This window comes from Roseobacter sp. HKCCA0434 (assembly GCF_032464675.1).
Classification (GTDB): domain Bacteria; phylum Pseudomonadota; class Alphaproteobacteria; order Rhodobacterales; family Rhodobacteraceae; genus Pontivivens.
Genome location: NZ_JAWDKL010000027.1, coordinates 1 through 14,257, shown reverse-complemented (window position 1 = coordinate 14,257; position 14,257 = coordinate 1). Strand labels below are relative to the sequence as shown.

Here is a 14,257-nt window from a genome sequence, read left to right as displayed (position 1 = left end):
CGCTCAGTCCTCCTCCTCGCCCAACCCGGCGATGGAGAGGGGGGCGGCCTCCAGCCCCTGCTCCCGGCACCAGTGCACCAGCGCCTCCTCCGCGCCGTGCGTGACCCAGACGGTTTCGGCCTGCACCTCGCGCACGGTGGCGCAGAGCGCGTCCCAGTCGCAATGGTCCGACACGATGAGCGGCAGCTCCACGCGCCGCTGCCGGGCACGGGCCCGCACCTGCATCCAGCCCGAGACGCCCACGGGCAGCGCGTCGGGCAGGCGGCGGGCCCACCGGTCCTGGATCGCGCCGGGCGGGGCCAGCACGATCTGGCCGCGCAGCTCCGCCTTGTCGGTGTCGAGCACGGGACGCCATTCGCCCATCGGCACGCCTAGCGCCTCGTAGAGTTCCACCAGCTTGATGAGCGCGCCGTGCAGGTACACGGGCGCGTCATGGCCGCGCGCGCGCAGTTCCGCGATGATCCGCTGCGCCTTGCCCAGCGCATAGACCCCCAGCACATGCGCCCGCTCGGGGAACGCGGCGAGCGAGGTGAACAGCCGGTCGAGCTCTCCCTGAATCGGCGGATGGCGGAACACCGGCAGGCCGAAGGTCGCCTCGGTCACGAAGAGGTCGCAGGGGACAGGCGCGAAGGGGGTGCAGGTCGGGTCGTGCGCCCGCTTGTAGTCCCCGGTGAAGATCGCCCGCGCGCCACCCGCCTCGATCACGATCTGGGCGGAGCCGAGCACGTGGCCCGCCGGCCTGAAATGCACATCGACATCGCCGATGCGCATGACCTCGCCCTCCTCGGCCGCCTGCACCGCGGCGAAGGCATCGGCGCCGTAGCGGGTCTGAGCGATGGCGATCGTGTCGGCCGTGGCCATCAGGTGCCGGTGTCCAGGGCGGCAATGATCGCCGTGCCCATGCGTGACGAGCGCCCGATCGACGGGCTGCACGGGGTCGATGTAGAAGCCGCCCGGCGGGCAATAGAGCCCCTCGTCGCGCACCTGCAGCAGATCGGTGGCCTTCATCGCGCCCTCCTCGTCCCGGCAGGGCAGGTAGGGCGCGGGGCCGCGTCAGACCAGTCGGCGCAGGCGCTCGCGCAGGACCGACTTCACCAGTTCCAACTCCGCGCGCAGATGGGCCATCTCGGCGCGCAGGTCGCCCTCGGGCAGGTCGCCGATGGTCACCGGCAGAGTGGCAAGGGCATGCTCCTCCCCCTGCCGCCGGATCTGGATCAGGTTGATCCCGGCGCGCAGGTGTTCGGAGGGGAGGGGATGGACCACCTCCACCCATCCGCGCCGCTCGGGCAGGGGGCGTGGCACGGGCCGTGCGATCACCGCGCCGTCGAGCACCAGTTCGAGAGGGACGAACCCGCCGGCCTCCACCTGCGCGTGGATCTCTCCTCCGTCGATCCGGATGTGGCTGTCATCGGTCATGCGGGCGGTCCTTCCTCACAGCGACAGGCGCGGGCGTCGCGCGATGGTCAGGTCGCGGATCTCGATCCGGTTCATCGGCCTGGGGGCGAAGATCAGGTCGATCCAGATCTCGCGCGCGCGGTCGGGATCATAGTCGGTGTAATGCACGTCGAATTCCAGCGCCGTCACGCCGGGCCGCAGGTCGAGCTGGCGCACCACCTGTTCGGTATTCGGGCCGTGGCCGAGGTTCAGCCGCGCGAAGACGTCGCAATTCTGCTCGATCGAGAGGTCGTAGCCGAGCCGGATCAGGTCGTTGCGCCCGACGGTCCCGACGCGGGTCTCGGGCAGGGCGAGGGCCAGCGAGACGAAGCTGCCCTCGACATGCCACAGGTCCATAATCAGCGCCTGGCCCGACCCGCCCTGCACCTGCCGGGTGGAGAGGTGCGCAGCGTCGAAGTCGTGATGCAGCGTCACATCCGCCGATAGGGCATATCCGCTGTCGGGCGCCACCATGTCCGCGGTCGCCTGACGCGTGGCGACGAGGCTCGGCCGGTGCAGCAACTCCGCGTCGCCGGGAAGGTCGGCGCCGAACACGGCCTCCGCCGATGGGGCGGTCAGCCGGATCGACTGGCCGAGGCGCGACAGCTCCTCCGCCTGCCGCGACCAGCGCCGCGCCGTCTGCGGCTGCACATGTCCCAAGGAGCGGACGCGCCTGCGGAAGGCCCGGCGGGTCAGCCAGACGAGCGCGTCGCCATAGGCCGTGCGGACCCGCTCCAACATCCGCTATCCCAGCGTCGCGTTGGCCTGCCGCACCGCACGGCGGAACGCCGCCAGCCGGTCGTAAAGCGGCCCTTCCCCGGCCCAGGCACCGTCGTAGCCGCGTGCGGTCAGGATCAGCATGCGGCCATTTTCCTCGCTGACCGCGCGCCAGAAGCGTCGGGCCGCACCCGGAAAGGCGCCGTCGCTGTCTTCCAGCAAGGCATAGACCGTATCGCCGACGATGCGGGTCTCGATCAGGCGGGTGACGCCATCGGCCTCGCCCAGCGAGCTGTCGCCGCGGCGGGACTGGATGCTGCGCTCGACCACCCGCATCCGCTCGCGCAAGTCGCCGCGCCCCGGCACCGGGCCCGTGTCGACGCTGGCCGTCATCAGCGCGAGGATCGGGGCCGGGGGCCCTTCGGTCATGCCGAGTCCTGCGCAATCGGCCGCGATCACCGCGCCGGTATCGACCGGGTCGGAGGTCAGGCACGCGCCGCTCGGCGGCGCGATGGCGACGTCGCGGCCGGCGCGTTCGAGGGTCAGCCCTTGCATGAGGGCCGTGTCCAACGAACCGCCGGCCTCCTCCTCGACCCGCTCCACCGGCTCGCAGGCCGCGATCAGGCCGACGAGGATGAGCGCCCTAGAGATCCGCATAGACGTGCTTCTCGCTCTGCGCGCCGGGATGGGTCACGGCCCCCTTGTAGGTGGCACCGACCTGCTGGGCGTATTTCCACAGCGCGCCCGAGGCGTAGATCGTGTCCTTCGGGCCGGACCAGTCCGCACGGCGCTGCGCCAGTTCCTCGTCGCTGAGATCGACGGAGATCGTGCCCGCGCGCGCGTCGAGCGTGATCGTGTCGCCGTTGCGCAGCAGCGCGATCGGCCCGCCATGCGCGGCCTCGGGGCCGACATGGCCGACGCAGAACCCGCGTGTCGCGCCCGAGAAACGCCCGTCGGTGATCAGCGCCACCTTCTTGCCCATGCCCTGACCGGACAGCGCCGCGGTGGTCGCCAGCATCTCGCGCATGCCGGGGCCGCCCGCGGGACCCTCGTTGCGGATCACGATGACCTCGCCTTCCTCGTATTCACGGTTCTGCACGGCGGCGAAGGCGTCCTCCTCGCACTCGAAGACTCGCGCGGGGCCGGTGAAGCTCAGCTGCTCCTCGGTCATGCCCGCGATCTTCACGATGGCGCCTTCGGGGGCGAGGTTGCCCTTCAGCCCGACGACGCCGCCGGTCTTGCTGATCGGGGTGGCGACGGAGTGGATGACCTTGCCGTCCGCCTCGCGGGTGACGCGGTCGATCTCCTCCCCGATCGAACGGCCCGTCGCGGTGACGCAGTCGCGATGGATCAGGCCCGCCTTGTCCAGTTCCTTGAGCACGACCGGCACGCCGCCCGCCTCGTAGAGGTCCTTTGCCACGTAGGCGCCACCCGGCTTGAGGTCCACGAAATAAGGTGTCTCACGGAAGATGTCGGTGACGTCTTCGAGGAAGAAGTCGATCCCGGCCTCATGCGCGATGGCCGGAAGGTGTAGCCCCGCATTGGTCGAGCCGCCGGTACAGGCGACGACTCGGGCCGCGTTGATCAGGCTCTCGCGCGTGACGATGTCGCGGGCGCGGATGTTCTTCGCGATCAGGTTCATGACCGCCTGGCCCGACGCCTCGCCATACTGGTCGCGGCTCTCGTAAGGGGCGGGCGCGCCGGAGGAATTCGGCAATGCGAGGCCGATCGCCTCGCTCACGCAGGCCATTGTATTTGCAGTGAACTGCCCGCCGCAGGCCCCGGCGGAGGGGCAGGCGACCTGCTCGAGCTTCTCCAGCTCGCAGGTGGAGAGGTTGCCCGCCTGGTGCTGGCCCACCGCCTCGAACACGTCCTGGACCGTCACGTCGCGTCCCTCGTAGCGGCCCGGCAGGATCGAGCCGCCATAGACGAAGACGCTCGGCACGTTCAGGCGGACCATCGCCATCATCATGCCGGGCAGGGATTTGTCGCAGCCCGCGAGGCCGACGAGGGCGTCGTAGGCGTGGCCGCGCATGGTCAATTCTACAGTATCTGCAATGGCTTCGCGGCTGGCCAGCGAGGAGCGCATGCCCTCGTGGCCCATCGCGATGCCGTCGGTGACGGTGATGGTGGTGAACTCGCGCGGGGTACCCTTCGCGACCTTCACGCCCTGCTTGACCGACTGGGCCTGGCGGTTGAGGGCGATGTTGCAGGGCGCGGCCTCGTTCCAGCAGGTCGCGACGCCCACAAGTGGTTGATGAATCTCGGTTTCCGAAAGGCCCATCGCATAGAGGTAGGAGCGATGCGGCGCGCGCGCGGGTCCTTCGGTGACATGGCGCGAGGGCAGGCGGGACTTATCGATCGTCATGGGTGTTCCCCTCGGAATTTGGGCCGCATCGGGCGAGACCTTCTGGGATCACAGGGGTACTTTCGCCCAAGCGCAAGAGCAAGCGTTAACGCCCGAAACGGCGGTCTGCGATGCGTATGGAAAGCGTATGGCACGCGTATGGCGACCAAATGGCTCGGGTATTCGCGTTAACCATTCGCCCAGACATGGCGCTCGGGCACGATCTCGACTCCGAGGGACGCGGCGAAGAGTTCGACCGCGACGCGCATCGCGTCGGCGACGGGCGGCAGGATCAGCCAGCCGAGCCAGCCCAGCAGCCCGAGCGCGCCGAGCGCCAGCGAGATTCCGAGGGTACGCCACACGGTCAACCAGAACATGACGGGGCGATAATGCCGGGTGTGCTCGCCCCGGATCAGGCGGATCTCCTGTGCCAGGTGCCGGGCCGCGCGCGGGGGCGGCAACCCCTCGCCCAGCGCGTAGGCGGCGAGCAGCAGATGCGCGAGCGTCGGCAGGAGGGTCGAGAGCAGCACGAACCACAGCCACGGATAATCGCCCGGTGCCGCGCGGATGTCGCGCAGCAGGTCGCCCATGTCGAGCAACCCGTCGGCGGCGATCCGGTCCGCGCCGTGCAGCACGGCGACGAGGGTGAGGGTCAACAGGACGAACAGCCCCAGCGCCCCGAACAGGTCGATGGCGGCCCAGCGCATGTGGCGGCCACTGTCATGACCGCGATACAGGGTCCAGCGGGTCAGGCCGAGGGAGGCGTAGTCGTAGAGGCCGTTGATGAGGGGGAGGATCGCGAGGAAAAGGACCAGAAATTCAAGTTCGGCTGCCGCCGAGATCAGGGTCAAGCCGGCTGCTACAGCGAGTGCCACTGCCATTAAATATGCTACCCAGATCGTCGGAACGAAGCGTCGCTTGCGGTTGGCCCAGTCCAATGCGCCTGCGGATATGGCTGCAAGTGCGACTGCGCTAGCGACTGAGGCCGCGCCAATTACTGCGCCTGCGCTCGTGACTGTAAGGGCGACCGCGGCTGCGCCTGGGGCCGCGGCTCCGACCCCGATTGCGATTGCAACTGCGAACGCGACTGCGAATGCGCCTGCGGCCGCAACTGGACCCGCGACTGTGCCAGCATAAAGCAAAGTTAAAATAGAGATCGGCAGAAGTGATCCCACCATTCTAAGCCAAACAGCACCTATCGGCCCGATGGATCCTGCCTGTCGTGCCGGCTCCCATGTGAGCCCGGCGGGAAGGATATTCTGAAACCACCACCAGAGCGCATTGAGGATCAAGCCCGCGAATACGAGGCGTTCGACTAGCGATCCCGGTGGCATGAACTCTGCACTACCCAGAACGGCGGCACCGCCCGCGATCCAAGCCGCGAGCAGGGAGAGGATGGGGTAGGCCACGGCGAGCAGGAGGCAGCGGTCCAGCAGCACCTCCGACCAGGCGCGGGCCGCGCTGGTGCGCGGTCGGAAGTGCGGGGAATTCGGGTCGAGCACGCGCGGGTCGGTGAACCAGCGGTCGATGAGGCGCAGGGCCTTGCCGAGCCGCCGGTGATAGCGGTCCTGGAAATGCGTGCGCCCCTCCGCCCCGCCCGCGCCGCGTTCGCGCCAGAGCAGATCCGCCGTCTCCGCCCGCTCCTGCGGATCCTTGAGGTGGGATGCGATCTCGCCATGCTGCCAGACGATGATGGCCACGATCATGAGCAGCACGACGATCACGGGCGTGTAGGGCACGTCATCGGTCAGGATCGGTAGGATCAGGGCGGCGGCGAGCGCCATGAGGGCGTGAAATCCGGACATTCGGGGCCTCTGCATCTTGTCCGCGCCAGTCGGCACGCGGAGGCCGCATGGGTCAACCGCTTGCCGACGGACCGGGCGGCAGGCGTGGCGCGGATGCGCGAACGCCCTACCTGCTGCGGACCCATCGGCTTGTCACGGAGACCCCCATGTGCCGCATCCTCGCCTATATCGGGCCGGACCTTCCCTTGCAGAGCCTGCTGCTCGATCCCGAGAACAGCCTGGTGAACCAGAGCCTCGATCCCGAGCTGCACCCGCTGTTGCAGCTGGCCGGCTGGGGCTTCGGGGCGTGGAGCGAACATCTGCTGGAGCCGGGTAAGCCGCTGCTCTACCACCGGCCGATGGCGGCGTTCTACGACGACAACGCGGAAGGGATCATTCCCAGCTTGCAGGCGAGCACGATGCTCGCCCATGTGCGCGCCGCGGCCTATAATGCGAGCACGGTGCTGGCGGACGAGAACTGCCACCCGTTTTCCTTCGACGGGACGCCGTGGATCATCGCGCAGAACGGCAACCTGCCGCATTGGCAGCGATTGCAGCGCGAGCTGCTCGTCCATTGCGAGGATCGCTACCTGACGCAGATGAAGGGCACGACGGATACCGAGTTCCTCTACGTGCTGCTGATGTCGCTGCGCGAGGGCGACGAGGACGCGCAGATCAAGGCAGCGTTCGAGCGGTTGCTGGAGCTACTATTGGCCGCGATGAAGAAGCTCGACCTCGTGGCGCTGATGAAGCTGAAGATCGCGCTGGTGGCGCCGGACCGGATCATCGGGGTGAACTATGGATGCGGACACGAAGGCGAGACGGCGTTCGACGCGGACTGGCGGGAGCTGCGCAAGGCCGGGCACGGGACGGACGACTATTCGACCTCGATGCTGCTGGAGCCGGTCTACGTGATGACCGGGCGCAATTTCGAGAACCACGAGGGCGACTACCGGGTGGACGAGGCCCCGGAAGGGGAAGCGACCTCGGCGCTCTTCGCCTCCGAGCCGCTGACCGAGGAAGGCGAGGACTGGCTGGAGATCGGGTTCGGCGAGATCGTGATGCTGCGCCGCAAGGACGGGCGGATCGAGAAGGTGGTGGAGACGCTGGCGATGTGAGGCGGCTCGCCCCCCGGCCCTCTCCCGCGCCGTGGGAAAGGGGGCGAGGTTCCGCCGAGCGAGCCCGGGCTGGCATCGCAGGGACGGGATGGCGCATGCGACCGGCGCGAGGGCAGGGAGGGGGCCGCTAGAGATCCGACCATTTCGGCAGGCCGATCTGGCGGGCCTTTCTCCGGTGAGCGATGGCGAAGAACAGACCGCCGATGGTCATGACCGCGACGAACACGATGGGGCCGGCCTCTATCACGGTGGCGATGGGGCGCGGGACGATCCCGATGGCGAGGCTCGCCCAGATCGCGAGCCCGAAGAGCGCCGACATCAAGAGGATGCCGACGATCGCGAGTGCCGGAAACGACCAGAAATGGAACGGCTTGACGATCAGCCCCAGGCTGGCCAGTCCGCGCAGCGCCGGTGCGTAGGCATGGCTGCCGGTGATGCCGCCACGTTCCAGCACGCGCAGCGCGCGGGCGAGCCGTTCACGGCGGTTGGTCGCCGGTGCGGAGGTCGTGGCGTGCAGTGGGCGGGGTCTCGTCATCGGGTCAGCTCCGGGAGGCTGGTCGGCTGGGATGGTCGGGGTTTGGCATGGCGTCGGTTGCGTTGGAAGTGCGCGATGGTACGGACGGGGGGACGAGATGCGAGGGCCCTCACCCCGGCCCTCTCCCGCGGGGCGGGAGAGGGGGCGATGGGACCGGGGGACGAACATGGATCGGGAGGGGCTCTGGCGACGGGGCCCCGGCTCGGGGGCCGGGGCGTGACAGGGCGCTGTGTCGGGCACTGGTGTAGCCCTAAGATCGAGTGCCGCGTCAGGTGCCGAGATATTCAGTGCAGGCGCGCATGGCAGTCGTGAACCAGATCCAGGGCGCGACGGAGCGCGTCGATGGGCCGCGGTGCGGCGATCTTCCGCTGGAGCGTGGCGCTTTATGGTGGCCGAGTCCGCACGACCTCCCAACGTCGCGCCTTCATCAACCAAATTGCTGGGCCGGGGGGCGGGTCACGCCAAAGGCATGCTTCCAGCACGACCGATGCGCGGCGCCTTCGGCTTGAGTCCGCGCCTTCGCAAAGCCGGCGGGTTGGGTCACGAACAGAAAAAGGCCCCGGAGATGTCTCCGGGGCCTTTCGCATCAGGGGAGGGCGATCACTGGGGGATCGTGCCCTCGATGCCCTCGACATAGCGGTTCATGCCCAGCAGCGTGCCGTCATCGGCGGTTTCGCCCTCGGCCAGCCACTGTTCGCCGTTCTGCCAGTTGATCGGGCCGGTGAAGGCGTGGCGCTCGCCCGAGCGGACGGCCTCGATGATCGCCTCCGCCTCGGCGCGGATTTCCTCGGGGATGTTCTCGTTGAGCGCGCCGATGGCGGTCATGCCCTCGTCGATGCCGTGCCAGGCGTCGGCGCTCTCCCACTCGCCGTCCATCACGGCCTGCACCCGCTCGATATAGTAGGGGGCCCAGTCGTCGATGATGGAGGTCAGGCGCGCGTTCGGACCGAATTCCAGCATGTCGGAGGCCTGGCCGAAGGCGTAGATGCCGCGCTCGCCTTCCTCCAGCCCCTCCCAGGTCGCCTCGGCGATGGTCATGGCGGCGGTGGAGTCGGTGTGCTGCAGGATCACGTCGGCGCCCTGTTCGATCAGCGCGTTCGCGGCGTCCGCTTCCTTGCCCGGATCGAACCAGGTGGAGACCCAGATGATCTTGAACTCGACATCCGGGTTCACCTCGGACGCGGCGAGATAGGCCGCGTTGATGCCGCGGATGACCTCGGGGATCGGGAAGGAGGCGATGTAGCCGACCACGTTGCTCTCGGTCATCTCGCCCGCGAGGTAGCCCTGCACGACGCGGCCCTCGTAGAAGCGGCCGGAATAGGTCGAGACGTTGTCGGCGCGCTGGTAGCCGGTCGCATGCTCGAACTTCACGTCCGGGAACTGCTGGGCGACGCGCAGGGTGGGCGTCATGTAGCCGAAGGAGGTGGTGAAGATCAGGTCGTGACCTTCCTGCGCCATGCGGCGGATGGCCCGCTCGCTGTCGCCCTCGGGGACGGATTCGAGATAGGAGGTCTCGACCGCGTCGCCGAACTCCTCCTCGATGGCGAGGCGGCCCTGGTCGTGCTGGTAGGACCAGCCGTAATCGCCGATCGGGCCCACGTAGATGAAGCCGACCTTCAGCGGGTCTTCGGTATGCGCGTCGGGCATCGCGGCGGTCGCGCCGAGGGTCAGCGCGGTCGAGAGCGCCAGTGTCTTGAGGATATTCATTGTCTTCGTTCTCCTTGTTGCGAGGGGGTTCCCCTTGTCGCCTCTCGTTTCAGGTGGAGGCGTGGAACACCCGGCCGAGGCTGGCCGGGGCGTTGAGGGCCGCGCGTGCCCGGTCGCCGGAGATGGCGACGAGCACGACGATCGTGGTGAGATAGGGTGTCATCGACAGGTAGGCGCTGTCGAGGCGGAAATCCGGGAAGCCCAGCGCCAGCACCAGCGACAGCGTGGCGAGGGCGGCGACGAACATCACGCGCACCACCCGGCGGCGGTCGAGCCGGTGGATGCGGGTGACGAGCATCAGAACGGCGGTGGCGGCCAGCAGCATCGCGGCGATGGCGAGCACGTTGAGATTGGCGGCCTGGATGTTGAGCTGCAGGATCGTCACCCCGCCGAAGAGCCAGGCGCCGAGGATCACGCGCGCGGGCTTCCACGAGGCGAAGACGACGATGGCGAGCGCGATCCAGCCGATGCCGGCGGTCATGCCCTCGGACCAGCTGGGCACGCGCACGAGGCTGAGATAGGCGCCGCCCAGCCCCGCGCAGGCCCCGCCGAAGGCGATGGCGGCGAGGCGGATGGAGACGACGCGGTAACCGAGCGCGTGGGCGGCGTCGTGGTTCTCCCCCACCGCGCGCAGGATCAGGCCCGCGCGGGTGCGGTTGAGGAACACCCAGACCAGGGCCACGAGGATCAGCGCGAAGTAGACGACCCAGTCATAGGAGAACAGAAGGTCGCCGACGATGGGGATGTTGTCGATTTCGGGCAGGGTCAGGCGCGGGGTCTGGGGCGCGCGCATGCCGGTATAGCTCTGCCCCAGCAGGGCCGCGAGGCCGAGGCCGAAGAGCGTGAGCGCGAGGCCGGTCGCGACCTGGTTGGACAGGAGCACCTGCGTGAGGAAGCCGAAGATCAGCGCCAGCAGCGCGCCCGCGAGGGCGGCGAGCGCGAAGCCTGCGAGGGGCGTTCCCGTCTCGATCGCGGCGATGAAGCCGGTGACGGCGCCCATGATCATCATGCCTTCGACGCCGAGGTTGAGGACGCCCGATTTCTCGACCACCAGCTCGCCCGTCGCGGCGAGGACCAGCGGGGTGGCGGCGACGATCAGCGAGACGATCAGCGCGATGGGATCGAGGGCGCTCAGGTCCATGGATGCTCTCCGATCGCGAGGCAGATGGCGCAGGTGGCGGCGAGGCCGAGGGCGAGGCCCGCGCCCATGCGCGGGAGGTGCCCGCCGGTGACGTGCCGCCGCAGGGCGCGGCGGATGCCGGGACGGATCAGGGCGAGCGAGGCGATGGCGAGGATCGCAACGACATGGGCGAGGACGAAGCGGATCCCAGCGCCGCCGCCCGAATGGATCATCCAGGGCAGCATCAGCCCCATTACGGTGCCCATGACGAGGGGCAGCGTGCGGTGCAGGCTCATGCGCGCCCCTCCCGCCGCGACGCGATGCGGTAGCGCACGAGGATGTCGAGACCCAGCAGGAAGAACAGCAGCATCCCCTGGAACACGCTGATCGCCGCGCGCGGCAGGCCCAGCGAGAGCTGCGCGTTCTCGCCGCCGATGTAAGTGAGCGCCATGACGAAGCCCGCGGCGAGGATGCCCAGGGGATTGAGACGCCCCAGAAACGCCACGATGATCGCGGTGAAGCCGTAGCCCTGCGGCAGGGCGGGGACGAGCTGGCCGGAGGGGCCCGACGCCTCGAACAGGCCTGCGAGCCCGGCGAGCGCGCCCGAGAGGCCGAGGCAGAAGATCACGATCCAGGAGGGGCTGACGCCCGAGAAGCGCGCGGCGCGCGGGGCGGCCCCGGTCAGGCGGATGTTGTAGCCGGTCAGGTGCCGGTTCAGGAGCACCCAGGCCGCCAGCACCACGACGAAGGCGACGGCCACGCCGATATGGATGCGCGTCCCGTCCACGAGGATCGGCAGCACGGCGCTGTCGTGGAAGAGGCGGCTTTCGGGGAAGTTGAAGCCCTGCGGGTTGCGCAAGGGGCCCGAGACCATCGCGCGCAGGAGCTGGTCGGCCACGTAGACCAGCATCAGGCTGACCAGGATCTCGTTGGCGTTGAAGCGGACCTTGAGGATCGCGGGGATCATCGCCCAGGCGAGGCCGCAGATCATGCCCGCCAGCGCCATCAGCGGCAGCAGCCAGATGCCGGACGTGCCGTAGAAGGCGAGCCCGACCGCCGAGCCGCCGATGGCGCCGACGATGAACTGCCCCTCCGCCCCGATGTTCCAGACGCCCGCGCGGAAGCCGAGGCTGAGGCCGATGGCGATCAGGATCAGGGGGGCGGCCTTGACGAACAGCTCCGCCCGGCTGAACGGATCGACGATGGGCTCGCCGAAGATGATCCAGATCGCCTCCAGCGGGTTCTCGCCGAGGGCGGCGAACAGAAGCCCGCCCGCGATCATCGTGGCGATGACGGCGAGGACCGGGGTGGCGAGCTGCATGGTGCGCGAGGGTTCGCGCCGGGGGACGAGGCGGATCATGCGGATGCTCCTTGCGCATCGCGCATTTCGGCGGCGGCGTCGGCCCCGCCCATCAGGCGGCCGATCTCCTCGATCGAGACGCGGCCCGCGGGACGCGTGGCGCTGAGCCGACCGCCCGCGATCACGGCGAACTGGTCGGAGATCTCCATCAACTCGTCGAGGTCCTGGCTGATGACCAGCACGCTCGCCCCGTTCTCGGCCAGGTCGCGCAGGGCCTGGCGGATCGACGCGGCGGCGGCGGCGTCGACGCCCCAGGTCGGCTGGTTGACGACGAGGACGCGCGGTTTTTGCAGCACCTCGCGGCCGATGACGAATTTCTGCAGGTTGCCGCCCGACAGCGCGCGCGCGGGCGTGTCGACGCCGGGCGTGCGCACGTCGAATTCCGCCACCACGGCGCGGGCGAAATTGGCGGTGGCCTGCCACTTGAGAAAGCCGGAATTGGACAGGCGCTGGCGCACGCGGCCCGTCAGCATGGTGTTGTCGGTCAGGCTCATGTCCGGTGCGGCGGCGTGGCCGAGCCGTTCCTCGGGCGCGGTCAAGAGGCCCAGCCGTCGCCGCCGGTTGGGGCCGAGATCGCCGATGGGCTGCTCGTCGAGCAGGAGCATCCCCGGCTCCACCCGGTCCTCGCCCGACAGCACGGACAGAAGCTCGTCCTGCCCGTTGCCCGCGACCCCGGCGATGCCCGTGACCTCGCCCGAATGCAGGCTGAGGTCGAGGTCGCGCAGCGAGGTGCCGAACGGGTCGGGCGAGGGGCGCGACAGCCGGTCGAGCCGCAGCAGCGTGCGGCCGGGAATGGCGCGACGGGCGGGCGGGCTCGCCAGCTCGGTGCCGATCATCATCTCGGCCATCGAGCGGGGCGTTTCCTGCGACGGCACGCAGGTCGCCACCACCTTGCCGCCGCGCAGGATCGTGGCGCGGTCGCAAAGCTGCCGGATCTCGTCGAGCTTGTGGGAGATGTAGAGGATCGCGACGCCGCGTTTGGCGAGCAGCCTGAGCGTGCCGAACAGGACCTCGACCTCCTGCGGGGTCAGGACGGAGGTGGGTTCGTCCATGATCAGCAGACGCGGGTCCTGCAAGAGACAGCGCACGATCTCCACCCGCTGACGCTCGCCCACGCTGAGGTCGCCGATCAGCCGGTCGGGGTCGAGCGGCAGGCCGTATTCCACGCTGACGGTGCGGATGCGCTCGGCCAGGGTGCGCGGGCGGACCGCCTCGTCGAGGCCCAGCGCGATGTTCTCGCGCACGGTGAGCGCCTCGAACAGGGAGAAGTGCTGGAACACCATCGAGACGCCCTCAGCGCGCGCGTCCTTGGGCGAGGTGGGGGTGTAGCGCTTGCCGTAGAGCTCCATCCAGCCCTCGTCGGGCGTGACGAGGCCGTAGATGATCTTGACCAGCGTGGACTTGCCCGCGCCGTTCTCGCCCAGCAGGGCGTGGATCTCGCCCGGATCGATATCCAGTTCCACGTCGTCATTGGCGACCACGCCCGGATAGGCCTTGCGGATCTGCGCGAGTGAGAGAAGTGCCGTCATGCGTTCGATTCTATGCCCCGTCCGGTGCCATTTCGCAATTGCAGCAAGCGTGATGCAAGCCCGATGGCGATGGCGCCCGGTTCCTTTCCGAGGCTCCGGTCCCCGATCGGGCAAGTCAAGCGCGCGATTGTGGCACCGTCATGGCCCAGCGCCGCGAGGCGGCTGCGAAAACGCGCGGCCTTGGTGTCCGAGCCGATCAGGCCCAGATGCGCGAAGCGGCGCGACAGCACCGCGTGGCAGATGGCTAGATCGATGGCGTGGGAATAGCTCATCACGACGTGCACCGCGTCGTCGGGCGCGCGGGGAACGGCGGCGGCGGGATCGGCGGCCATCAGCGGGGTGGCGTGATCGGGGATCTTCGCCGGGAAGCGGTCGGGGGCATCGTCCACCCAGGTGATCGCAAAGGACAGCGGCGCGAAGGCGGCGACGACCGCGCGGCCCACATGACCCGCACCGTAGAGCCAGAGCGGGGTGGGCGCGGGCGCGATGGCGGGCGGCGTCTCGAACCGCTCGAACTCCAGGTCGACATGGCCGCCGCAGCACTGGCCGAGCGACGGTCCGAGCGGGACGGAGCGGGTGGCCGCGCGCGCGCCCTCCGCCAGCATC

14 protein-coding genes are annotated in these 14,257 nt (G+C 69.1%); 1 reads left to right on the top strand and 13 read right to left on the bottom strand.

Annotation, left to right across the window (positions count from 1 at the left end; all coding sequences use genetic code 11):
• Positions 1-3 precede the first annotated feature (3 nt).
• The 6 genes from RX333_RS14650 to RX333_RS14625 form a co-directional block, all read right to left on the bottom strand.
• Entirely contained in the window at positions 4-1,008 is a 1,005-nt protein-coding gene (locus RX333_RS14650; protein ID WP_316015698.1) for a ligase-associated DNA damage response exonuclease, read from the bottom strand.
• 45 nt (positions 1,009-1,053) lie between these two features.
• Entirely contained in the window at positions 1,054-1,416 is a 363-nt protein-coding gene (locus RX333_RS14645; protein WP_316015697.1) for a hypothetical protein, read from the bottom strand.
• Positions 1,417-1,431: 15 nt separating this feature from the next.
• Positions 1,432-2,175 (bottom strand): DUF6478 family protein, encoded by a 744-nt coding sequence (locus tag RX333_RS14640; RefSeq protein WP_316015696.1) that lies wholly within the window; start codon positions 2,173-2,175, stop codon positions 1,432-1,434.
• Positions 2,176-2,178: 3 nt separating this feature from the next.
• Positions 2,179-2,808: a hypothetical protein gene (locus RX333_RS14635; protein WP_316015695.1), complete on the bottom strand. Its 630-nt coding sequence runs from the start codon at positions 2,806-2,808 to the stop codon at positions 2,179-2,181.
• The gene (gene ilvD, locus RX333_RS14630; RefSeq protein WP_316015694.1) at positions 2,795-4,519 is read right to left on the bottom strand and encodes a dihydroxy-acid dehydratase; all 1,725 of its coding nucleotides are present in this window, start codon (positions 4,517-4,519) and stop codon (positions 2,795-2,797) included. Before ilvD ends, RX333_RS14635 begins: the two co-directional genes overlap by 14 nt.
• A 167-nt stretch (positions 4,520-4,686) precedes the next feature.
• Positions 4,687-6,282 (bottom strand): hypothetical protein, encoded by a 1,596-nt coding sequence (locus tag RX333_RS14625; RefSeq protein ID WP_316015693.1) that lies wholly within the window; start codon positions 6,280-6,282, stop codon positions 4,687-4,689.
• A gap of 68 nt (positions 6,283-6,350) precedes the next feature.
• On the opposite strand from RX333_RS14625, the gene RX333_RS14620 reads away from it, so the two are divergent.
• Positions 6,351-7,400, top strand: a complete 1,050-nt coding sequence (locus RX333_RS14620; protein WP_316015692.1) for a class II glutamine amidotransferase — start codon at positions 6,351-6,353, stop codon at positions 7,398-7,400.
• A 127-nt stretch (positions 7,401-7,527) separates the two neighbouring features.
• On the opposite strand, the gene RX333_RS14615 is transcribed toward RX333_RS14620, so the two are convergent.
• The 7 genes from RX333_RS14615 to xdhC form a co-directional block, all read right to left on the bottom strand.
• Positions 7,528-7,935, bottom strand: coding sequence for a DUF6404 family protein (locus RX333_RS14615; RefSeq protein ID WP_316015691.1), 408 nt, complete (start codon positions 7,933-7,935; stop codon positions 7,528-7,530).
• 600 nt (positions 7,936-8,535) lie between these two features.
• The gene (locus RX333_RS14610; protein WP_316015690.1) at positions 8,536-9,642 is read right to left on the bottom strand and encodes a BMP family ABC transporter substrate-binding protein; all 1,107 of its coding nucleotides are present in this window, start codon (positions 9,640-9,642) and stop codon (positions 8,536-8,538) included.
• A 49-nt stretch (positions 9,643-9,691) separates the two neighbouring features.
• Positions 9,692-10,783: an ABC transporter permease gene (locus RX333_RS14605; RefSeq protein WP_316015689.1), complete on the bottom strand. Its 1,092-nt coding sequence runs from the start codon at positions 10,781-10,783 to the stop codon at positions 9,692-9,694.
• Positions 10,774-11,058 carry a hypothetical protein gene (locus tag RX333_RS14600; RefSeq protein ID WP_316015688.1) on the bottom strand — a complete coding sequence of 95 codons (285 nt, stop codon included), beginning with the start codon at positions 11,056-11,058 and terminating at the stop codon, positions 10,774-10,776. Before RX333_RS14600 ends, RX333_RS14605 begins: the two co-directional genes overlap by 10 nt.
• Positions 11,055-12,122, bottom strand: a complete 1,068-nt coding sequence (locus tag RX333_RS14595) for an ABC transporter permease (RefSeq protein WP_316015687.1) — start codon at positions 12,120-12,122, stop codon at positions 11,055-11,057. The genes RX333_RS14600 and RX333_RS14595 overlap by 4 nt, the downstream gene beginning before the upstream one ends.
• Entirely contained in the window at positions 12,119-13,651 is a 1,533-nt protein-coding gene (locus RX333_RS14590; protein ID WP_316015686.1) for an ABC transporter ATP-binding protein, read from the bottom strand. Before RX333_RS14590 ends, RX333_RS14595 begins: the two co-directional genes overlap by 4 nt.
• Positions 13,648-14,257: xanthine dehydrogenase accessory protein XdhC (xdhC, locus tag RX333_RS14585; RefSeq protein WP_316015685.1), on the bottom strand; the 610-nt coding region annotated here is incomplete at its 5' end. The genes xdhC and RX333_RS14590, both read right to left, overlap by 4 nt.